The sequence below is a fragment of the Nonomuraea sp. NPDC049684 genome (assembly GCF_044465345.1).
Taxonomy (GTDB): Bacteria; Actinomycetota; Actinomycetes; order Streptosporangiales; family Streptosporangiaceae; genus Nonomuraea.
In genome coordinates this window covers 423,799-442,319 of the sequence record NZ_JBITLO010000004.1, presented here as the reverse complement: position 1 = coordinate 442,319, position 18,521 = coordinate 423,799, and the positions used below count along the sequence as shown (strand labels likewise).

The 18,521-nt window shown below is 70.6% G+C and carries 23 protein-coding genes; 13 read left to right on the top strand and 10 right to left on the bottom strand.

Features of this window, described 5'->3' with window-relative positions; all coding sequences use genetic code 11:
- Nucleotides 1–21: 21 nt before the first annotated feature.
- Entirely contained in the window at nt 22–576 is a 555-nt protein-coding gene (locus ACIBST_RS16095) for a GNAT family N-acetyltransferase (RefSeq protein WP_397172316.1), read from the bottom strand.
- Nucleotides 577–588: 12 nt separating this feature from the next.
- Nucleotides 589–1,098 carry a shikimate kinase gene (locus ACIBST_RS16090; RefSeq protein WP_397172315.1) on the bottom strand — a complete coding sequence of 170 codons (510 nt, stop codon included), beginning with the start codon at nt 1,096–1,098 and terminating at the stop codon, nt 589–591.
- A gap of 38 nt (nt 1,099–1,136) precedes the next feature.
- On the opposite strand from ACIBST_RS16090, the gene ACIBST_RS16085 reads away from it, so the two are divergent.
- Both ACIBST_RS16085 and ACIBST_RS16080 read left to right on the top strand, forming a co-directional pair.
- Complete coding sequence (locus ACIBST_RS16085; protein WP_352319513.1) at nt 1,137–1,418, top strand: hypothetical protein; 282 nt, start codon at nt 1,137–1,139, stop codon at nt 1,416–1,418.
- Nucleotides 1,419–1,431: 13 nt separating this feature from the next.
- Complete coding sequence (locus tag ACIBST_RS16080) at nt 1,432–1,815, top strand: ChaB family protein (protein ID WP_397172313.1); 384 nt, start codon at nt 1,432–1,434, stop codon at nt 1,813–1,815.
- Between the two features lie 5 nt (nt 1,816–1,820).
- Here the strand turns inward: ACIBST_RS16080 and ACIBST_RS16075 are convergent, their stop codons facing one another.
- Both ACIBST_RS16075 and ACIBST_RS16070 read right to left on the bottom strand, forming a co-directional pair.
- The gene (locus tag ACIBST_RS16075; RefSeq protein WP_397172311.1) at nt 1,821–3,647 is read right to left on the bottom strand and encodes a transketolase; all 1,827 of its coding nucleotides are present in this window, start codon (nt 3,645–3,647) and stop codon (nt 1,821–1,823) included.
- Between the two features lie 181 nt (nt 3,648–3,828).
- Nucleotides 3,829–4,209 (bottom strand): winged helix-turn-helix transcriptional regulator, encoded by a 381-nt coding sequence (locus tag ACIBST_RS16070; RefSeq protein WP_397172310.1) that lies wholly within the window; start codon nt 4,207–4,209, stop codon nt 3,829–3,831.
- 132 nt (nt 4,210–4,341) lie between these two features.
- On the opposite strand from ACIBST_RS16070, the gene ACIBST_RS16065 reads away from it, so the two are divergent.
- From ACIBST_RS16065 to ACIBST_RS16055, 3 genes are all read left to right on the top strand, one after another.
- Nucleotides 4,342–4,749, top strand: a complete 408-nt coding sequence (locus tag ACIBST_RS16065) for a RidA family protein (protein WP_397172308.1) — start codon at nt 4,342–4,344, stop codon at nt 4,747–4,749.
- Between the two features lie 145 nt (nt 4,750–4,894).
- Nucleotides 4,895–5,230, top strand: a complete 336-nt coding sequence (locus ACIBST_RS16060; RefSeq protein ID WP_397172306.1) for a hypothetical protein — start codon at nt 4,895–4,897, stop codon at nt 5,228–5,230.
- Nucleotides 5,231–5,240: 10 nt separating this feature from the next.
- Entirely contained in the window at nt 5,241–5,756 is a 516-nt protein-coding gene (locus tag ACIBST_RS16055) for a GNAT family N-acetyltransferase (RefSeq protein WP_397172304.1), read from the top strand.
- A 308-nt stretch (nt 5,757–6,064) separates the two neighbouring features.
- On the opposite strand, the gene ACIBST_RS16050 is transcribed toward ACIBST_RS16055, so the two are convergent.
- Together ACIBST_RS16050 and ACIBST_RS16045 are read right to left on the bottom strand one after the other, a co-directional pair.
- Nucleotides 6,065–7,069 (bottom strand): SDR family oxidoreductase, encoded by a 1,005-nt coding sequence (locus ACIBST_RS16050; protein ID WP_397172303.1) that lies wholly within the window; start codon nt 7,067–7,069, stop codon nt 6,065–6,067.
- 8 nt (nt 7,070–7,077) lie between these two features.
- The gene (locus ACIBST_RS16045; RefSeq protein ID WP_352319527.1) at nt 7,078–7,344 is read right to left on the bottom strand and encodes a hypothetical protein; all 267 of its coding nucleotides are present in this window, start codon (nt 7,342–7,344) and stop codon (nt 7,078–7,080) included.
- Nucleotides 7,345–7,398: 54 nt separating this feature from the next.
- On the opposite strand from ACIBST_RS16045, the gene ACIBST_RS16040 reads away from it, so the two are divergent.
- The 3 genes from ACIBST_RS16040 to ACIBST_RS16030 are packed head-to-tail and all read left to right on the top strand — an operon-like array spanning nt 7,399 to nt 9,433.
- Nucleotides 7,399–8,406: a DNA topoisomerase IB gene (locus tag ACIBST_RS16040; RefSeq protein WP_397172301.1), complete on the top strand. Its 1,008-nt coding sequence runs from the start codon at nt 7,399–7,401 to the stop codon at nt 8,404–8,406.
- A 45-nt stretch (nt 8,407–8,451) separates the two neighbouring features.
- Nucleotides 8,452–8,700, top strand: a complete 249-nt coding sequence (locus tag ACIBST_RS16035) for a BON domain-containing protein (protein ID WP_397172299.1) — start codon at nt 8,452–8,454, stop codon at nt 8,698–8,700.
- The gene (locus ACIBST_RS16030; protein WP_397172298.1) at nt 8,693–9,433 is read left to right on the top strand and encodes a metallophosphoesterase; all 741 of its coding nucleotides are present in this window, start codon (nt 8,693–8,695) and stop codon (nt 9,431–9,433) included. The genes ACIBST_RS16035 and ACIBST_RS16030 overlap by 8 nt, the downstream gene beginning before the upstream one ends.
- Nucleotides 9,434–9,443: 10 nt before the next feature.
- Here ACIBST_RS16030 and ACIBST_RS16025 read toward each other — a convergent pair whose 3' ends face one another.
- Nucleotides 9,444–11,225: a PP2C family protein-serine/threonine phosphatase gene (locus ACIBST_RS16025; protein WP_397172296.1), complete on the bottom strand. Its 1,782-nt coding sequence runs from the start codon at nt 11,223–11,225 to the stop codon at nt 9,444–9,446.
- 136 nt (nt 11,226–11,361) lie between these two features.
- Nucleotides 11,362–11,511 carry a GPGG-motif small membrane protein gene (locus ACIBST_RS16020; protein ID WP_165959640.1) on the bottom strand — a complete coding sequence of 50 codons (150 nt, stop codon included), beginning with the start codon at nt 11,509–11,511 and terminating at the stop codon, nt 11,362–11,364.
- 71 nt (nt 11,512–11,582) lie between these two features.
- On the opposite strand from ACIBST_RS16020, the gene ACIBST_RS16015 reads away from it, so the two are divergent.
- Nucleotides 11,583–12,536, top strand: a complete 954-nt coding sequence (locus ACIBST_RS16015) for a TIGR03557 family F420-dependent LLM class oxidoreductase (protein WP_397172294.1) — start codon at nt 11,583–11,585, stop codon at nt 12,534–12,536.
- Here the strand turns inward: ACIBST_RS16015 and ACIBST_RS16010 are convergent.
- The gene (locus tag ACIBST_RS16010; RefSeq protein ID WP_397172293.1) at nt 12,533–13,018 is read right to left on the bottom strand and encodes a DUF1360 domain-containing protein; all 486 of its coding nucleotides are present in this window, start codon (nt 13,016–13,018) and stop codon (nt 12,533–12,535) included. The two genes, ACIBST_RS16015 and ACIBST_RS16010, sit on opposite strands and share 4 nt — an antisense overlap.
- 151 nt (nt 13,019–13,169) lie before the next feature.
- On the opposite strand from ACIBST_RS16010, the gene ACIBST_RS16005 reads away from it, so the two are divergent.
- Complete coding sequence (locus tag ACIBST_RS16005) at nt 13,170–13,721, top strand: nucleotidyltransferase (RefSeq protein WP_397172292.1); 552 nt, start codon at nt 13,170–13,172, stop codon at nt 13,719–13,721.
- A gap of 102 nt (nt 13,722–13,823) precedes the next feature.
- On the opposite strand, the gene ACIBST_RS16000 is transcribed toward ACIBST_RS16005, so the two are convergent.
- A complete protein-coding gene (locus ACIBST_RS16000; protein ID WP_352352063.1) occupies nt 13,824–14,111 on the bottom strand; it encodes a PRC-barrel domain containing protein in 288 nt (95 codons plus the stop codon).
- A gap of 190 nt (nt 14,112–14,301) precedes the next feature.
- Here ACIBST_RS16000 and ACIBST_RS15995 point away from each other — a divergent pair, with 190 nt between their 5' ends.
- The 3 genes from ACIBST_RS15995 to secA2 all read left to right on the top strand — a co-directional run bounded on the left by ACIBST_RS15995 (nt 14,302) and on the right by secA2 (nt 18,509).
- Nucleotides 14,302–15,117, top strand: coding sequence for an SAM-dependent methyltransferase (locus tag ACIBST_RS15995; RefSeq protein ID WP_397172290.1), 816 nt, complete (start codon nt 14,302–14,304; stop codon nt 15,115–15,117).
- 192 nt (nt 15,118–15,309) lie between these two features.
- Nucleotides 15,310–16,191, top strand: coding sequence for a DMT family transporter (locus ACIBST_RS15990; RefSeq protein WP_397172288.1), 882 nt, complete (start codon nt 15,310–15,312; stop codon nt 16,189–16,191).
- A gap of 167 nt (nt 16,192–16,358) precedes the next feature.
- Nucleotides 16,359–18,509, top strand: a complete 2,151-nt coding sequence (gene secA2, locus ACIBST_RS15985) for an accessory Sec system translocase SecA2 (RefSeq protein ID WP_397172287.1) — start codon at nt 16,359–16,361, stop codon at nt 18,507–18,509.
- The last annotated feature ends 12 nt before the right edge of the window (nt 18,510–18,521 follow it).

Here is an 18,521-nt window from a genome sequence, read left to right as displayed (position 1 = left end):
GGGACCCATGCGTCATGATCATTATGCCAGGCTTCCGGATCTTGACTGCCACTCCGGCCGCAGCACCGACATCGTCACGGAGTCGTGCCACTCGCCCTCCCACAGCAGGGTGTCGCGCTGCACGCCCTCCTCCACGAACCCGATCTTCTTGTAGACGTGCCGCGCCCGGTCGTTGAAGGTGAAGACGCCGAGGCCGATGCGGTGCAGGGGCGTGGCGGCGAAGGCGTGGCCGAGGACCAGCTCGATCGCCTCGGTGCCGTAGCCCTTGCCGAAGACCCGCGCGCCGATCAGCGCGATCCGCAGGTTGCACGACAGGTTGTGCCGGTCGAGCTCGTTGAGCACGACCTCGCCGACGTACTCGTCGCCGGCCATGATGGCCAGGTCGAGGCGGTCGGCGTGCTCGCCCCTCGTGCTGTACCACTGGCGGGCCACGTCGTGGTCGACCTCGCCGTGCGAGCCCGTGAGCCGCTGCACCTCCGGATCGCTGATCAACGTGATCAGGCCCTCGACGTGCTCGGGGCCGACCGGGAGCAGCCTGACGCGCTCACCCGTCAAAGTGGGTTTCTCGGCGAACATCCCCTCTGGGTATCAGTCCTGCTCATCGGCGGGCAAACCCATTTTCCGCAGGGCCGCGTCGCGCACCTCCTCGGGGGTCAGCACGCCGACGTCGCACGTCAGGTCCGCCACCTGCTGGAAGTAGCCCTCGCGCCGGGCCCGCATCTGCGCCGGCTGGAACTCGGGACGGTGCGCCCCCGAGCTCATGCGCCGGGCCAGGACGGCGTCGGCGGCGTCCACCCAGACCACGAACGCCTCGCGCAGCGCCTCGCGCACCCGGGGGTCCTCCACGGTGCTGGCCGCCGCCGCGATCACCTTCGGCTCGCCCGCCAGCGCCGCCAGCACGTGCTCGGCCTCGTACCGGTGCAGCGCCTCGGCCCCTTCGCGGACGGCGATCTGCGCCGCCGTGCCGCCGTGCTCTCTCTCCAGGAACGGGTCGCTGTCGGTGAACGGCATCCCCAGCGCGGTGGCGAGGAGGCGGCCCGCGGTCGTCTTACCCGATCCCATCAGCCCGATCACCACGACTGGTTTGTTTTTCGACATGTGGATAGAGGTTCCTTCGTGTCAAGGAGGTAAATCTGATGACCATCGCCGGAAGCATCATCCTCATCATGCTCGGTGCGATCCTCACCTGGGCCGTCGAGTTCGACCTCGCCGGTCTCGACATCAACGTCGTGGGCGTCATCCTCATGCTCGGCGGCCTGGCGGGGCTGCTGTTCGGCATCTACCGGATCAGCGTCACCCGCAGGGCGGTCGGCCCGATCGACGAGCCGGTGCACCGGCACGAGATCTACGAGGAGCCGGAGACCCGCAGGACCACGGTGTACGAGGAGCGCCGCCACTACGACGAGCCGCCGCTGTAGGAGGTGAATCGACATGCCAGCCGTTGACGAGCTGCCGTCGACCATCAAGCGTTCGCCGAAGAAGGCACAGAACACGTGGATCAAGGCGCACGACTCCGCCGTGAAGGAGTACGGAGAGGGCAGGCGCGCGCACATGACCGCGTTCGCCGCACTCAAGCACTCCTTCGAGAAGGTGGGGGACCACTGGGAGCCCAAGGGGGAGAAGGGACCGTCCGACAAGGGCGCGACCGACCGCTCCGGCAGGACCCAGGAGGGCGTGGACGCCAACGCCAGCAAGGAGCACTTGCAGGGCGTGGCGTCCAGGCTCGGGGTGCGCGGCCGATCCAGGATGACCAAGAAGGAGCTGGTGGACGCCATCAAGAAGGCCAACAGGAAGGCCACGGCGAAAGCCCGCTAGTTCCTTCACAGCAACCGCTTGACCGCCTCGGCAATCGCGTGGCGGTCTATGCGGGCGTCCGCGAGCTGTTCCTCAGGCGTCGCCGACCCGGGCAACCCGGTCACGGCGAGCTTCACCACCCGCGGGCCGAGCTCGCTGACGGCGTCCAGCACGGCGTCGCCGAGACCGCCCTCCAGCCGGTGATCCTCGACCGTGATCAGGTTGCCCGTCGTCGTGGCGGCCTCCACCAGCACCGCCGCGTCCACCGGCTTGACCGAGTACAGGTCGATCACGCCGACCGGGACGCCGGCCGCCTTCAGCTCGTCGGCCGCCGCCAGCGCCTCGTGCACCGTGATCCCGGCCGCCACGATCGTGACCCGGTCGTCGGGCGAGCGCCGCAGCACGCGCGAGCCGCCCACCGGGAAGCGTTCGCCGGGCGGGTAGATGACCGGCGTCTCGCCGCGGGTGGTGCGCAGGTAGGACACCCCTGACACGTCCGCCATCTCGACGGTCAGCGCCGCCGCCTGGTTGGCGTCGCACGGGTACAGCACCGTGCTGCCGTACACCGCCCGCATCATGGCCAGGTCCTCCAGGCCCATCTGCGAGGGGCCGTCCTCGCCGATCGAGACGCCGGCGTGCGAGCCGACCAGCCGGATCGACGCCTGGCTCACGCCGGCCATCCTGACGAAGTCGTGCGCCCTGGTCAGGAACGCCGCGAAGGTGGCCGCGTACGGCCTCCAGCCGCGCACCGACAGGCCGACGGCCGCCGCCACGAGCTGCTGCTCGGCGATGTACATCTCGAAGAAGCGCTCGGGGAACGCCTGGCCGAACTCCTCGGTCTTCGTCGAGTCGGCCACCTCGCCGTCCAGCGCCACCACGTCGCCGCGGGCCGCGCCGAGCGCCGTCAGCGCCGCGCCGAACGCCGCCCTGGTCGCCGCCTTCGCGCCGACCTCGTACTCGGGCAGCGTCGCCGGTCGCGGGTCGAAGTGGTACGGCTCGGCCTCGCCCTCCGGCCTGTGCACCTCCACATGGACGCTGCGCGGGCCGCCCAGCTCGTCGATGGCCTTGTCGGGATCCTTGAGCGCCTTGCCGTGCGCGCCCTCCCGGTTCTCGACCTCGACGACCCCCTCGCCCTTGCGGGTCTTGGCCAGGATCACGGTGGGACGCCGGCGGGTGTTGCAGGCGTCCCCCAGCGCGAAGTCGATCTGGCCGGGGTCGTGGCCGTCGATCTCGATCGTGTGCCAGCCGAAGGCGCCGAACCGGCGCGCGTACGCCCCCGTGTCCCATCCGTGCCGGGTCGGGCCGCGTTGTCCCAGCCGGTTCACGTCCACGATCACGACCAGGTTGGCCAGCCCCTCGGCCCCGGCGTGCTCGGCCGCCTCCCAGATGGACCCCTCGGCCAGCTCACTGTCGCCGCACAGCACCCACACCCGGTACGGCAGCCGTTCCAGCCGTCCCGCCATGGCCACGCCCACGCCCACCGGCAGCCCCTGACCGAGCGAGCCGGTCGCGACGTCCACCCAGGGCAGCCGGGGGGTGGGGTGTCCCTCCAGCCGGCTTCCCCGGCGCCGGAACGACAGCAGCTCCTCGTCGTCGATGACCTTCGCCGCCTTGTAGAGCGAGTACAGAAGGGGGGAGGCGTGGCCCTTGGAGAAGATCAGGTGGTCGTTGCCGGGGTTGTCGGGGCGGTCGAAGTCGTACCTGAGGTGGCAGGCGAACAGCACGGCCATCAGGTCCGCGGCCGACATCGACGAGGTGGGGTGCCCGGAACCGGCCGCCGCGGCGGCGCGTACGGAGTCGACGCGCAGTTGCGCGGCCAGTTCGGTCAAGTACGGGAGATCGCGTTCAGGCATCAAGACCCTCCTCGTGAGTTTCACGCCGCCTACCCCCTGCGCGGCGCTTAACTCGGGCCTGACGTCACCTGACCCCATTTGTCGGCAGTTGAAACCTCCCTCGCCCGGGCGGTCCCGGAGCGTGCGGCGTCAGGCGTCGAAGCGGCGGCGGGCGGGGTCGGGCGGGGTCGGGCGTCAGGCGTCAGGCGTCGAAGCGGTGGCGGGCGGCCTCGATGTCGCCGAGGTGGCGCTGCGTCCACGCGCACATCGCGTCGACCGTCGCGCGCAGGGCCCGTCCCGGCTCGGTGAGGGTGTACTCCACCCGCGGCGGCACGGTCGGATACACCGTCCGCTCGACCAGCCCGTTGCGCTCCAGCATGCGCAGGTTCTGGGTGAGCATCTTGTGGCTGATGCCCTCGACCTGGTCACGCAGTTCGCCGAACCGCAGGGTGCCCTCGCCGATGGCCTCGATGATCAGGAACGCCCACTTGTTGGCGACGTCCGTGAAGATCTCCCGCGCCAGGGAGTCGGCCCGCCTCAGGTCCGCCTCGCCCTCCGAGCCCTTGAACTGCTTGGTCACCATGAGGTTCCCCAGTCACTGAAAAGTGCGTTCTTCCACGTCAGCGAACACTCTCCTACAGTTCCTCAGTAACCACAAGAGAGTCTTGGGTGGCCGTACGCGCGTTCCGGCCACCCCTGTCAGGAGGCGCACACCATGCCCGTCACCCTGCTGAACCCCGACGGCCTGCCCGCGATCGACGTCTACCACCAGACGGCGGTCGCGTCCGGAACGAGGCTGGTCTTCGTCGCCGGACAGGTCTCCTGGGACGCCGAGGGCGCCACGGTCGGCGCGGGCGACCTCGCCGCGCAGGTCGAACAGTGCTACCTCAACGTCGCCACCGCCCTCGCCGGGGCCGGCGGGACGTTCGACGACGTGGCGAAGCTGACCGTCCACGTCGTGGACTGGACCCCCGACAAGATGTCCGCGCTCCTGGACGGGATCTCCCGGGCGAAGGCGAAACTGGGCACGACGGCGACCCCACCGGCAACCCTGCTGGGCGTCGCGGCCCTGTCCGTCCCGGACCACCTGGTCGAGGTCGAAGCCACCGCGATCCTCCCGTAAGGGACAGGAGACGCACTGAGACCAACTGAGAAAGGGCATCCGGAAGGGGATCTTCGGCCGGACGAACCCGCCGATCACCGCTTTCGTGGAAGAGCGGGTTCGTCGAAGGCGTACAGCTGATCCTGATCACGGTCCCGCGGGGGTGATGCCGCACAGCGACGCCGCGGGCCTCGCCACCCGTCGCCTCGGCAAGCAGTGCCTGCCGTTCCCCCCGCACCAGCAGCGCGAGGTCATGATCGCTCGCGGCCAGGTCGACTGGTCGGCCGACGCCTCCAGCCTCAGCATCGGCCAACTGAGCGCGGTGGAGTTCGAAAGGCTCCGGCGGTTGCTGATCGCCGGCGGGCGCGATCACCTGGCCGAGCTGGCGGACAAGGCCCTCCTGGAGTCGCTCCGCCTGATCGCCCCCAACGGCAGCGTCACGAATGCGGCAGTGCTGTCGAGTCCCAGCCCCGGACGAGTCGGCAACGGGAGCCGACAGTAGTGTCTGAGTCATGCCTGACGTGATCACGGTCAACCCCGCGCAACCTGGGGACGGGGACGTCCTCGGCGAGATTCACGCCCTGTCCTGGGGCGTCTCGCACGGCCCGCTGTGCGCGCCGAAGGTCGCCGAGGCCGGGATCGAGGAGCGGCGCGGCAAGTGGCACGGCATCCTGGCCGAGGGCGCGGACCCGATCCTGCTGGCACGCCTGAACGACCGGCCCGGGGCCTTCGCCCGGTTCGGGGCCTCCACCTCCCGTCCCGGCTCCGCGGAGATCTATACCTTCTTCGCCCATCCGGACGTCTGGGGCAGCGGCATCGCCGCTGTTCTGCTGATGGCAGTCCTGGACGCGGCACGCGACGCCGGGTACGACGACGTGCACCTGTGGACGCTCCGGGACTCGGCCCAGGCTCGCCGCTTCTACGCCAAGAACGGCTTCACCGAGACCGGCAGGACTCACGACCACGAGTTCGAGGAGGGGCCCGCGCTGGCTCTGATCGAGCTGGAGCGAGCCTTGCCGGGGCGCTGAGCCGCACCGCCTTGATCAGCTCGGGCGGCCCTGCGACCACGGACATCGCAGTGGCCGGGGACCTTCCCGTTGCCTGGCCAGTGATCTGCGGGACGGCTGGTGGAGGGTGAGTAGGTCCGCTGCCAGATGGGCGGTAGGGCCTGGCTGGTACCTCGGGGGGCACCGCTGTGCACCTGGTGCTCCCATGGCCCACCTGGTAATCGGCCCCGAGGCGGGTGGCCATGGCGAGCGAAGCGAGCACCCCGGGTGGGCTCCCGCGGCCCACCCGGTGACCAGGTGCCGGGCGGGAGCCCGAAGAAGAAGCCGGGTCAGCGGGCGAGCCGCCGAGCCACCGTCACCGCCGCAGCCAAACCCCCCGCCGCCACCATCACAGCCCGCCGATGCTGCGACAGCCACACCTGCGGGCTGTGACCGTGTGAGCGCCGGTCGAACGTGCCGTGCGCCCCGTAGTCCTTGTCCTCGTCGGCCGGCTCCCAGAGGTTCGACACCCCGCTCGGCTGCTTCTCGTCCGTCTGCTGGGACTGGATGCCGGTCCTGGCGAGGTACCGGTCCACCAGGGCGGGGGCGACGCGCTGGGCCATGAGGGTGGCCGCGGTGCTGGCGCCCACCCAGTATTCCTTGCGTCCGGGGTGCTCGGCGGCGTACACGATGGCGCGCGCCGCGACCTCCGGCTGGTAGATCGGGGGGACGGGCTGGGGGTGCCGCCGCAGCTTGGACAGCACCCACTCGAACTGAGGGGTGTTGACCGCAGGGAGCTGGACGAGCGTGACGTCGATGCCGCTCCGGTCGGCCAGCAGCTCGGTGCGCAGCGACTCGGTGAAGCCCTTGATGGCGTGCTTGGCCCCGCAGTACGCCGACTGGAGGGGGATGCCGCGATGGCTCAGCGCCGAGCCGACCTGGACGACGGTCCCGGCGTTGCGGGGGCCCATGAGGTCGAGGGCGACCTTGGTGCCCCACACGTAGCCGAGGTACGTCACCGAAGTCGTACGAGCGTACTCATCTGGCGAAATATCGGTGAACTTGGCGAAGACTGAGGAGAAGGCGGTGTTGATCCAGGCGGAGATCGGTCCCATCTCCGCCTCGATGCGCTCCGCCGCCGCCTTCACCTGCTCGTAGTCGGCCACGTCCGCCTCGTAGACCTTCGCGTCCCCGCCCGCGGTTCCCACGTCCACGGCGGCCGCGCCAAGGCCCGCCGTGCCGCGGGCGATCAGGGCCACCCGCGCGCCGCGAGCGCCCAGCTCGCGCACCACCGCCCGTCCGACCCCGCCGCTCGCGCCCGTCACCACTACCACGCGTCCTCGAAGGGATGCCATGTCGGTTGTCAGCCTGCCTCTCCAGTGTTTCGGTCCTTCTGCCGCCGGATCGCCAGGGCGATGTCGACGATCGTGATGATGAACAACACGATCGCGATCCCTGCCATCACCGGCGCTCCTGCTATGAGCCCCAGCACCGTGAACGCGAAGAGGAACACCAGAATGAACGATCCCACCCTGATGTGCACCACGTCGCGCGGTGTGGCGGGCACCATGGGGTGGCCCTTCCGGTCACCCTCTTCGTGCCATCTACCGTCATCCGTGTTCTCAGGCATGCCGCTCACCTGCCCGTCCTGTTTGTTGCCTAACGTGCTGGGTAGCCGCCCTGCGTGCCCGAGCTACATCCCAGTGACCAGAGTGAGCCGGGGATCGTCAGGCGCCGTCGCGGGCGCGGGTTCAGCTACGAAGGACCGGACGGGCGGCCGGTGCGCGACAAGGCGACGCTGGAGCGCATCAGGTCGCTCGTCATCCCCCCGGCGTGGAAGGACGTGTGGATCTGCCCCTCCCCGTACGGCCACCTCCAGGCCGTCGGCGTGGACGCGGCAGGACGCAGGCAGTACCGCTACCACGACCTGTGGCGCGAGCAGCAGGACAAGGCGAAGTTCGACCACGTGCTGGAGGTGGCCGAGCGCCTGCCCGCGTTCCGCAAGGCCGTGGACGACCGCCTCAAGGGCCGCGGCCTGACCAGGGACCGGGTGCTGGCCGCCGCCGCCCGCCTGCTGGACGTCGGCTTCTTCAGGATCGGCGGCGAGAGCTACGACACCTACGGCCTGGCCACCCTGCGGATGGACCACGTGACCTGCAGCAACGGCGTGGTGACCTGCGCCTACCAGGCCAAGGGGGACATCTCCCGCGAGGTCGTGGTGGCCGACCCCGGAGCCTGCACGGTGCTGCGTTCGCTCAAGGCGCTCGGCGCGGAGGGCGAACTGCTCCGCTACCGCCGTCCGGAGGGCGGCTGGGGTGACGTCAAGAGCGAGGACATCAACGACTACCTGCGCGAACTGCTCGGCTGCGAGGTAAGCGCCAAGGACTTCCGGACCTGGCACGCGACCGTCCTGGCCGCCGTGGGCCTGGCGGTCTCCAAGCACGCCCGGGGGAGCGGCGCCGCCAGGAAGCGGGCGGTCACCCGGGTGATGCGGGAGGTGGCCGAGTATCTGGGCAACACGCCGACCGTGGCGCGGGCGTCGTACGTGGACCCGCGGGTGGTGGAGGCGTACGACCAGGACAGGACGATCTCCGCGGCCCTCACCGAGCTCGGAGCGGACGCCGACTACGGGCAGCTCGCCACCCACGGGACGGTGGAACGGGCCGTTATAGACCTTATTCGCGCCGTTTGAGCCCTTAATCCCCGGGCATGCGGCGACAATAGAAGGAGGCAAGCGATGGAAGCTCCGCAGTACGTCGCGGCCCGCGTCCAACAGGCGCTGGCCGAGGACGGACGCACGCACGAGCTGGGCATCCGGGTCGACGTCCGCGGCGACCAGTTGTTCCTGCGTGGTCAGGTGAGCGGAGCCGAGCAGCGCGACAGGCTCGGCGAGGTGGCGCGGGAGATCGCGCCCCAGCTGCACCTGCACAACGAGATACGCGTGGTCGACGTCTCGGCGCCGGGGGAGGATGAGCATCTTGACTGACCTGCGAATCGCGGCGGTGGGCGACATCCACCTGGGCGAGGACGTCAGAGGCCAGTACCGGCGCAGGCTTGAGGGCATCGAGGAACGTGCCGACGTGTTCATGGTCGCGGGAGACCTCACCCGGCACGGCACGCTGGAGGAGGGCCGGGTCGTGGCCGACGAGCTGCGCGGCCTGCCCATCCCCACCGTGGCGGTCCTGGGCAACCACGACTACCACTCCGACCTGCAGTACGAGATCGCCGCCGAGCTGCGCGACGCCGGCGTCATCGTGCTCGACGACGACGGCGCGGTGATCCAGTGCGGTGACCGGAAGCTGGGCGTGGTCGGCGGCAAGGGGTTCGGCGGCGGGTTCGCCGGCAAGAGCGCCAGCGAGTTCGGCGAGCGCGAGATCAAGAACTTCATCTCCCACACGCGCTACATCGCCGAGGCGTGGAAGGTCGCGCTCAAGGAGCTCGTGGCCGACCAGCGCGTGGTGCTGTCCCACTACTCCCCGATCAAGGAGACGCTGGAGGGCGAGCCGCTGGAGATCTACCCCTTCCTCGGAAGCTACCTGCTGGCCGAGGCGGTGGACACGGCGGGCGCCGACCTCATCCTGCACGGGCACGCCCACAAGGGCACGGAGAAGGGCATGACCTCGGGCGGCATCCGGGTGCGCAACGTCGCCCTGCCCGTCCTCGGCAGGGCGTACGGCGTCTACTGCCTGGAGGAGCCGGGCAACCACTACGACGACTGACCCCGGAAGATCACAGCACGCGTGCGGCGATCACGCACACGTCGTCGGTGGAGTCGTCGGCGCCGAGCCGGTGCAGCAGGCAGTCGATCAGCTGCTCGGGGTCGTCCCCCACGCACGAGTGCGAGGCCCGCAGCAGCGCGGCGATGCCGACGTCCAGGTCCCGCCCGCGCCGCTCGACGACGCCGTCGGTGTACATGACGAGGGTGTCGCCCGGTTCGAGCTGGGTGACCGTCATGTCGTACTCGGCCGCGTCGAAGGCCCCCAGCAGCGTGCCGGTGACCCCGTCGACGGCCTGCCCGCGCCCGTCCCTGATGAGGACGGGCGCGAGGTGGCCGGCGTTGGTCCAGGCGAACGTGCGGCGCTCGGGGTCGAAGTGGCCGATGATCGCGGTTCCCGTGACGGTGACGTCCTCGTTGGAGTGCACGATGAGGTCGTTCAGCCAGGTGGTGAGCTGACCGGCGGGAGCGCCGGTGTAGGCCAGGCCGGCCAGCCCCGAGCGCATCTGCAGCATGATGCTCGCGGCGGTCAGGCCGTGGCCCATGGCGTCGCCGATGGCCAGCAGCACGCGGCCGTCGGTGATCAGCCGGGCCTTGAACCAGTCGCCGCCGAGCCTGGCCAGGTCCTCGCTCGGCAGGTAGCGCACGCCGACGGCGAGCCCCGGAAGCCGGATGAGGCCCCGGCGGATCGGCAGGATCGTGTTCTGGAGCTGGACGGTGATCCGGTGCTCCTGCTCGGCCCGTTCCTTCTCCCTGGTCGCCTGCTCGTGCGCCACGGCCAGCGCGCGTTCCCTGCGGCGGTTCTTCGTGACGTCCTGGACCAGGCAGCGGACCTTGACCGGCACGCCGTCCGCGTCGAGCAGCGGCTCGCTGTAGACGCACAGGTGGCGTACGCCGTGCCGGTGCTGGATGCGGAACTCGTTCTCGACGGCCTCGCGGAACTCCAGCAGCGTGCGGATCTGCTCGTCCATGACGGGGAGGTCCTCGGCGACCACCACGCCGGGCAGCTCCTCCAGGGGCATCGGGCCGTCGGCGCGGTCGCGGCCGAACATCTCGTACATCTGCGGCGTCCACAGGGTGCGCTCGGTCGCCAGGTTCCACTCGCCCCAGCCCAGCTCGGCCAGGCGCTGGGCGCGTTCCCAGCCGGAGACCAGCAGTTCCTCGTCGTCGAGGATGCGCCAGCTCACCAGCAGGCCCTCGTCCACGCGCGCGGCGCGCACGGCGAGGGTCGCCGGCCACAGCCGGTAGTCCATGGCCTCGACGAACTCCAGCGGCATGTGGTGCAGGGACTCGCCCGACTCGTACACGGCGATGTAGTCGTCCAGCAGGCCGGAACCGGCCACGCCGGGGCTGACCTCAAGCAGGCGGCGTCCGGCCAGGTCGTCGGCCGTGCGTCCGGCGGGGGTCCTGGCGTGCTCGTTCGCGGCCACGACGAGGAAGTCCACGACGCGGCCCGCGTCGTCCTGGACGGGGGTGAGGAAGAGGGCCGAGGCATGCACGCCCGCCAGCATGCCGCGTACCCACTCGGGCACCTCGGGTCGTTCGAGCACCAGCTCGGACGGCCGTTCGATGCCCTTGGCGACCTCGGTCAGCTCCAGACCGCTGTGCTGGGCCATCCTGGCGAGTTGCTCGGCGGCCTCGCCTGGGCGGATGTTGAGCCGGGTGGCCAGGCGGGCCGTGGCCTCGTCGAGGATGGCCTGGGTACGCAGGTGGCGGCGAACGTGAACAAGTTGCTCACGGACCCGTGCCGAAGCCGCGTTCATCTCGTAGCGGCTGAACGGCGGAAATCTGCTCACTCGCTCCCCATGCCCGATCATTCGGGATTGAGGGCAGGTGGTGCTGATATTTCGGCAAAACTAGGTGATCCGCTGGGCCGTTCTCGAGGTTCGGCCCAGCGGGTCGTCACGGACGGAGTGCGGAGCGGCGTCCGCCCTACACATTGAAGATGCTGACCCCACCCGGCCCCACGAGGAAGCCGAGGACGATGAGCACGATCCCCCAAAGGAGGTCGCGACGGGCCAGAATCACGTAGATCCCGGAGATGACGAGGATTACGGCGATGATCCAAAGCAAAGTAGCCATGTGACTGCAACTGCCCCCACGCGCGACTCCGTAACATGTTTTCCTCCGCCGTAACGGGCAGGTGGTGATTCATGACGACATTCGGCTATTTCTTGTCGTGTGAGGAACACGGGCCCAAAGAACTGGTGCGTCAGGCCAAGGCCGCAGAACGCGCCGGTTTCGAGGCTCTGTGGATCTCCGACCACTTCCACCCCTGGCTGGACGAGCAGGGCCAGGCGCCCTTCGTCTGGTCCGTGCTGGGCGCGCTGGCCGAGGCGACCTCGCTGCCCATCACCACCGCCGTCACCTGCCCCCTCATCCGTACGCACCCGGTCGTCGTCGCGCAGGCCGCCGCCACCACCGGGGCGCTCACCGGCGGACGGTTCCGGCTCGGCGTGGGCACCGGCGAGGCGCTGAACGAGCACGTCGTCGAGTCGCGCTGGCCCCCGCTCAGCGAACGCCTGGAGATGCTCGAAGAGGCCGTCGGGCTGATGCGCGAGTTGTTCACCGGCAAGCTGGTGACCCACCGGGGCGCCCACTACCGCGTGGACACGGCCCGGCTCTACACGCTCCCCGACGAGCCGGTGCCCATCCTGATGTCGGGGTTCGGCGAGAAGTCCACGACGCTGGCCGGCCGGCTGGCCGACGGCTACATCTCCACCGCGCCGGACGCCGAGTCGGTCACGCGGTTCCGCGAGGCGGGCGGCGCGGGCAAACCGGCGCTCGGCGGCCTCAAGGCGTGCTACGCCGCCGACGAGGCCACCGCGCGCAAGACCGTCCACCGCCTGTGGCCCACGCAGGGGATCAAGGGGGAGGCGTCGCAGATCCTGCCGCTGCCGCGCCACTTCGAGCAGCTCGCCGAGTCGGTCACCGAGGACGAGGCCGTGGGCGGCAGCCCGGTCGGCCCCGACCCCGAGGTCCACGCGCGGGCGCTCAAGGAGTACGTGGACGCGGGGTTCGACGAGGTCTACGTCAACCAGATAGGCACGGAGCAGGACGCGTTCTTCGACTTCTACGAACGCGAAGTGCTCCCCAGGGTGCGCTAGTCCGCGGACTTCATCAGCTTGGCGTACCCGAGCTGCAGCCAGTCGGAGACGGCCACCGCGGTCATCGTGGCGCCGACCAGCCTGGTCACCCTGGGGGCGAAGACCAGGCCCACGGCGTACGCGGTGGCCGCCCACTGGGCCAGGCAGAACGGGCAGGCCAGCAGCTCGCCCATCGGCCCGCGCGGCTCCTCCTGGACCTCCGACGGGCCGCCCTGACCCTCGTACTTGGTGAAGGGCGCCCGCAGGGGGCTCATGACGGGGTCCTTGGCCAGGCGCCGGGAGACCTTGTGCGTGCAGGCCGCCATGAGCGCGAGGTCGAGGACGCCGACCCGCTCGGGCAGCTTCCTCTTGGTGAGCACCGCGGCCGCCGCCGCACCGGCCACCCCCACGCCGTACGTGGCGAGGATGCCCAGGTAGCCGCGCAGCGGACGGTCATGCCCGTTGCCGTAGGCCCGTTCCGTCTTCTCCAGCATGTCGGTCATAGGGTGTGGCGCTACCCTCAACCCCTGCCTCTACGCGCCCTCTTCCGGGCGGTCTCTTGGGCTGCCGGCAACGTCTACATGACGATCGTGAGGGTAGCCCGGAACCATGAGCAGCCATGGTCATGCGGTCACTGACGCCATCCTTGACACGTTGAAGCGCGCGAGCTCCGGGCTGAAGGACGCCGGGGTGAAGTTCGCGCTGGCCGGCGGCTGCGCGGCCTACGCCAGAGGCGCCGCCCCCTCCCTGCACGACGTGGACTTCGTGCTCACCGAGCACGACGTGCCCGCCGCCCTGGAAGCCCTGCGCGGGCTGGGCTTCGAGACCGCCAAACCGCCGGAGGACTGGCTGGTCAAGGCGTACGACGAGGGCCGGCTGGTCGATCTGATCTTCCGGGTCTCCGACCACGAGATCACCGAGGAGCTGCTGGACCGGGCCGAGCCGCTGAAGGCGTCCGCGGTGATCGTGCCCGTCCTGGAGGCCACCGACCTGGTCATCTCGTGGCTGCTGCCGCTGTCGGAGCACGCCTGCGACTACGGCTCCCTGCTGGCCCAGGTGCGGGCGCTGCGCGAGCAGGTGGACTGGCCGCGGGTGGTGGCGGTGGTGGCCGACTCGCCGTACGCGACGACGTTCGTGACGCTGCTGGAGCGGCTGGGCGTGCTGAGCGAGCCGGTGGTGGCCGGCCGCGAGAGCCGGTGGCCCTGACCTGCCGCCCCTGACCCGCCGCCCCTGCGGGGGCGGCCCGGAACGGGCGGAGGGCCGCGCCCTGTTCGGACGCGGCCCTCTCTCTAGGACAGACTGCGAGGGTCACCCGCCGTAGCGGCCGTAGTAGTCACCCAGCCGCGTGCGGTACTCGGGCTCCTTGTACCTGCCCTCGTCGAACTCGGGCGCGTCCTTGATCTCGGCCTTGGTGCGCGCGACGTGCACGTTGCGCTCCTGAGGGTCGATGCGCGTGACGACCTGCGCCGGCAGCATCACCTTCTTGCCGAAGATCCAGGGACCGGTGTCGACGATGATGTAGCTCTCGCCGACCTCGTACGTCGCCTCGTCGACGGACCCGATCTTCCCGTCGGTCGCCTGGACGTGGTACCCCACGAGATCCAGACTCTGACCCCGGTCATAGACGTCAGGACGATAGTTCCAGAGCTCCATTGGGCTCTCTTCCTCTCTTCTTCCGTCTTTTCTCGGGCAAGACTCCCGCTACCCGGACAGGCTCCGGTAAACCCCCAACAAAGCGTCGGTGGCGACGGATACGATCCGCGTCACGGACTGAAAGGGGGGCCGGATGATCGTCGGCGAGGCGCAGGAGTGGGCCCCTCCGGGCGTCGACGTCACGCGTCCCAGCGTGGCCCGCGTGCACGACTGCCTGCTCGGCGGCGTGGAGAACTTCTCCGTCGACCGCTCGGTGGCGCGCCGGCTCAGGGACGCCGTGCCCGAGGTGGTCGACCTCGTCTGGTGCAACCGGGCCTTCATCGGCCGGATCGTCGACTTCCTCGTCCGCGAGGCGGGCATCAGGCAGATCATCGACCTCGGCGCCGGGCTGCCGACCATCGAGAACACGCACGAGGTCGCCCAGTTCGCCGACCCTCGTACCAGGGTCGTCTACGTGGACATCGACCCCATGGTCGAGCCGCACGCCCGCGCCATCCTGAGCGGCAACCCCGGCGCCACCGCGATCACCGCCGACGCCCGCGACGTCGAGGCCGTGCTCGGCCACCCCGAGCTGGGCCGCCTGATCGACCTCGACCAGCCCACGGCCCTGCTGGCCATCGGGCTGCTGCACCTGTTCCCCGACGCCGACGACCCCCACGGCCTGGTCCGCCGGTACGTCGCCGAACTCGCCCCCGGCAGCCACCTGGCCGTCTCCAACATGCTCGCCTCGGGCAACCCCAAGGCCAAGGCCCTGGAGGCGCTGCTCCAGGCCACCATGGGCACCGGCCACTTCCGCGAGCGCGCGGCGATCGAGGCGTACTTCGACGGGCTCGTGCTGGTCGAGCCCGGGGTGGTGCACTTCCCCGAATGGCACCCCGACGAGCGGCTGCCCGGCCCGCTGGCCCCCTGGGAAGAGCTGCTGCTGGGCGGCGTGGCCCGCAAGCCGTGAAAACCCTGCTGCTTTTCGTGGCGGACGGCGGCTAGGGTGGCGCCCATGCCGCGTCGATTCCTCGTCTGCTCCCCGCCGCCGGCCCTCTAGCGGGCGGCGGCGTTTCAGGATTCTCCGGGTCTGACCGATCCGGGGGTGGTTGCTGCCCGCGTACGGGCCCATTCCGACCACTCCATCCGGAGAACTCCTGTCATGACCCCTGTCTCCGCCCGCCGTGGCGCCGTCTACGTCTCCGTGGCCGCCACGGCCTGGGGCACCGGCGGCGCCGCCGGCGCGCTGCTGTTCGAGTCGAGCCACCTCGGCCCCGTCGGCGTCTCGCTCTGGCGCTACCTGCTCGGCGCCGCCTTCCTGCTCGCGCTCACCCGCCGCGCGGCGCGTCCGCGCCGGCTCACCTGGCACGTCCTGCCGGTCGGCGCCGGCATGGCCGTCTACCAGACCGCGTACTTCGCGGCCATCGCCGGGTCCGGCGTCGCGGTCGCGACGGTCGTGACCATGGGCGCCACGCCGATCATCACCGCCCTCGGCGGGCGGCTGCTGCTGCGCGAGCCGCTCAGCCCGGTCGCCCGCGCCGCGCTGGCCGCCGCGCCGGCCGGGCTGGTCCTGCTCACCTGGGAGTCGGTCGTCCGGGCCGACTCTCCGTCCGGCAGCGGGGCCGGGATCGGGTACGCCCTGCTCTCGGCCGCCGGGTACGCCGGCGTGACGCTCTTCTCCCGCTACCACCGGGCGGCCGACCCGCAGGGCACCGCGGTCGGCGGGTTCGCGGTCGGGGCGGCCTGCCTGGCGCCCTTCGCCCTGCCGGCGGGCGTGCTGCCCGAGCTGAGCGTGTCGTCGGTGGCGCTGCTGGTCTACCTGGGCGCGGTGCCCACCGCCCTGGCCTACGGCCTGTTCTTCCGGGCGCTCACCGCGTTGCCGGCCACCACGGTCTCGATCATCTCGCTGGGCGAGGCGGCCGGGGCGGCGCTGATCGGCGTCCTGCTGTTCGGCGAGCGGCTGACCCCGCTCGCCTGGGGCGGGTGCGCGCTCCTGCTCGCCGCGGTCGCCGTTCTCGCGCTGAAAGCGGAAACGGAGATGTGAGGTCCAGGGCCCGTGATGAGTTAAGGTCCGGTACGGCGACGCTTGCCGTATCGTCGCTCCGTTCTCTCATTTCGGCATAACGGAACGGCGCCGGCGAAACGTGCGTTGGAGGAACTGTGGCCTCGATAAAGGGAATATTCAGAAACCTCCTGGATCGTCCAGGCGGCGTGAACCTGAGCCCCTATCTGAAGATCGTCAAGGCGGCCGAAGAGCGCGCCGGCCGCGTCGGGAAGCTCGACGAGCTGCCGACGCCGGCCATGGACGATCTGGCCGAGTTCTGCGCCGTCGTACGCGAGGCCGCCGACCGCACCCTCGGGCTCAGGCCGTACGACGTGCAGTTGCTGGGCACGCTCGCCCTGCTCGACGGCAAGGTGGCCGAGATGGCGACCGGCGAGGGCAAGACCCTGTCGGGCGCCATGGCCGCCGCCGGTTACGCGTTGCAGGGCAAGCGCGTCCACGTGATGTCCGTCAACGACTACCTGGCCAGGCGTGACGCCGAGTGGATGGGCCCGCTCTACGAGGCGCTCGGCGTCAGCGTGGGCTGGATCGACCAGAACTCCACCCCGGAGGAGCGCCGCGCCGCCTACGCCAAGGACGTCACGTACGGGCCGGTCAGCGAGATCGGCTTCGACGTGCTGCGCGACCGGCTGCGCACCGACCCGGCCGAGATCGTCGTGCCCGCGCCCGAGGTGGCGCTGATCGACGAGGCCGACTCCGTGCTGGTCGACGAGGCCCGGGTGCCGCTGGTGATGGCCGGCGCGGCCGACCCAGGCAGCGCGGTGCCGGAGATGGCGGCGCTGGTGCGCACGCTGGTCCGCGGCTACCACTACGAGATCGACGAGCAGGCGCGCAACGTCTACCTCACCCCCAAGGGCGCCGACAGCGTCGAGAACATCCTCGGCGTCGAGCTCTACGACGAGCACGAGCCCGGCACGCTCATCGAGCTCAACCTCGCCCTGCACGCCCACGCGCTGCTCGCCCGCGACGTCGACTACATCGTGCGCGACGGCAGGGTGCAGCTGATCAACCCCTCGCGCGGCCGGGTCGCGCTGCTGCAGCGCTGGCCCGACGGGCTCCAGGCGGCCGTGGAGGCCAAGGAGGCGCTGCCGCCGAGCGAGAAGGGCGAGATCCTCGACTCGATCACCGTCCAGGGGCTCATCCGCCGCTACCCGCAGATCTGCGGCATGACGGGCACCGCCGTCGCGGTCAACGAGCAGCTCGGCGAGTTCTACGGCCTCAAGGTCGCGGTCATCCCGTCCAACCGGCCGTGCGTGCGGCAGGACGAGCCCGACCGCATCTACCCGACCGTCCCCGACAAGGACGCCGCGCTGGTCGAGGAGATCCAGGAGGTGCACGAGACGGGCCGGCCGATCCTCATCGGCACCCTCGACGTGGCCGAGTCGGAGAACCTGGCCAAGCTGCTGCAGCGACGCGGCATGGAACCGGTCGTCCTCAACGCCAAGAACGACGCGGAAGAGGCCACGATCATCGCCAGGGCGGGCGAGCGCGGCGCGATCACCGTCTCCACCCAGATGGCCGGTCGCGGCACCGACATCCGGCTCGGCGAGGGCGTGGCCGAGCTCGGCGGCCTCTACGTCATCGGCTCCGGCCGCCACGCCAGCAGCCGCCTCGACGACCAGCTCCGCGGCCGGGCCGGCCGGCAGGGCGACCCCGGCGGCTCGGTCTTCTTCGTCAGCATGACCGACGACCTGATCACCCAGTTCGTCCCCGACGAGCGGCCCCCCGCCGCCGACCCCGACGGCCTGGTGCGCCACCGGCGCGGCGCCTACATCGTGGGCCACGCCCAGCGGGTGGCCGAGGGCGTCAACCTGGAGATCCACCGCAACACCTGGCGCTACACCCGCCTGCTCGAACACCAGCGTGAGCTGATCCTCGAATGGCGCGACAAGGTCCTCCACGGCGACGCCGCCGCCAGGGCGCTGGCCGAGGCCGACCCCGAGCGCTGGGCCGAGCTGCCCGAGGACACCAGGGACGAGACGGCCCGCCAGATCGTCCTGCACGCCATCGACACCTGCTGGACCGAGCACCTGGCCTTCCTCAACGACCTGCGCGAGGGCATCCACCTGCGCGCGCTGGGCCGGATGAGCCCGGTCGACGAGTTCCAGCGGGAGGCCGTGGCCGAGTACAAGGCGCTGCAGGCCGAGGTCGAACGCCGCTCGCTGGAGTCGTTCGAGGCCCCCGAGCCCGACCTCAAGCGCCCGTCGGCCACCTGGACGTACCTGGTGCAGGACAACCCGTTCGGCACGGAATGGGACCGGATCCTCAAGCGGGTGACCGCCGCCACGCGCCGCGGCTGAACCCGCCGGGCG

Excerpts from the sequence above, each read along its gene's own strand:
- ACIBST_RS16090 (WP_397172315.1), bottom strand. The coding sequence starts at position 1,098 with ATGTCGAAAAACAAACCAGTCGTGGTGATCGGGCTGATGGGATCGGGT.
- ACIBST_RS15990 (WP_397172288.1), top strand. The coding sequence starts at position 15,310 with ATGACCCCTGTCTCCGCCCGCCGTGGCGCCGTCTACGTCTCCGTGGCC.
- ACIBST_RS16045 (WP_352319527.1), bottom strand. The coding sequence starts at position 7,344 with ATGCCTGAGAACACGGATGACGGTAGATGGCACGAAGAGGGTGACCGG.
- ACIBST_RS16065 (WP_397172308.1), top strand. The coding sequence starts at position 4,342 with ATGCCCGTCACCCTGCTGAACCCCGACGGCCTGCCCGCGATCGACGTC.
- ACIBST_RS16085 (WP_352319513.1), top strand. The coding sequence starts at position 1,137 with ATGACCATCGCCGGAAGCATCATCCTCATCATGCTCGGTGCGATCCTC.
- ACIBST_RS16035 (WP_397172299.1), top strand. The coding sequence starts at position 8,452 with ATGGAAGCTCCGCAGTACGTCGCGGCCCGCGTCCAACAGGCGCTGGCC.
- ACIBST_RS16055 (WP_397172304.1), top strand. The coding sequence starts at position 5,241 with ATGCCTGACGTGATCACGGTCAACCCCGCGCAACCTGGGGACGGGGAC.
- ACIBST_RS16075 (WP_397172311.1), bottom strand. The coding sequence starts at position 3,647 with ATGCCTGAACGCGATCTCCCGTACTTGACCGAACTGGCCGCGCAACTG.
- ACIBST_RS15995 (WP_397172290.1), top strand. The coding sequence starts at position 14,302 with ATGATCGTCGGCGAGGCGCAGGAGTGGGCCCCTCCGGGCGTCGACGTC.
- ACIBST_RS16010 (WP_397172293.1), bottom strand. The coding sequence starts at position 13,018 with ATGACCGACATGCTGGAGAAGACGGAACGGGCCTACGGCAACGGGCAT.
- ACIBST_RS16050 (WP_397172303.1), bottom strand. The coding sequence starts at position 7,069 with ATGGCATCCCTTCGAGGACGCGTGGTAGTGGTGACGGGCGCGAGCGGC.
- ACIBST_RS16095 (WP_397172316.1), bottom strand. The coding sequence starts at position 576 with ATGTTCGCCGAGAAACCCACTTTGACGGGTGAGCGCGTCAGGCTGCTC.
- ACIBST_RS16020 (WP_165959640.1), bottom strand. The coding sequence starts at position 11,511 with ATGGCTACTTTGCTTTGGATCATCGCCGTAATCCTCGTCATCTCCGGG.
- ACIBST_RS16015 (WP_397172294.1), top strand. The coding sequence starts at position 11,583 with ATGACGACATTCGGCTATTTCTTGTCGTGTGAGGAACACGGGCCCAAA.
- ACIBST_RS16060 (WP_397172306.1), top strand. The coding sequence starts at position 4,895 with ATGCCGCACAGCGACGCCGCGGGCCTCGCCACCCGTCGCCTCGGCAAG.
- ACIBST_RS16070 (WP_397172310.1), bottom strand. The coding sequence starts at position 4,209 with ATGGTGACCAAGCAGTTCAAGGGCTCGGAGGGCGAGGCGGACCTGAGG.
- ACIBST_RS16080 (WP_397172313.1), top strand. The coding sequence starts at position 1,432 with ATGCCAGCCGTTGACGAGCTGCCGTCGACCATCAAGCGTTCGCCGAAG.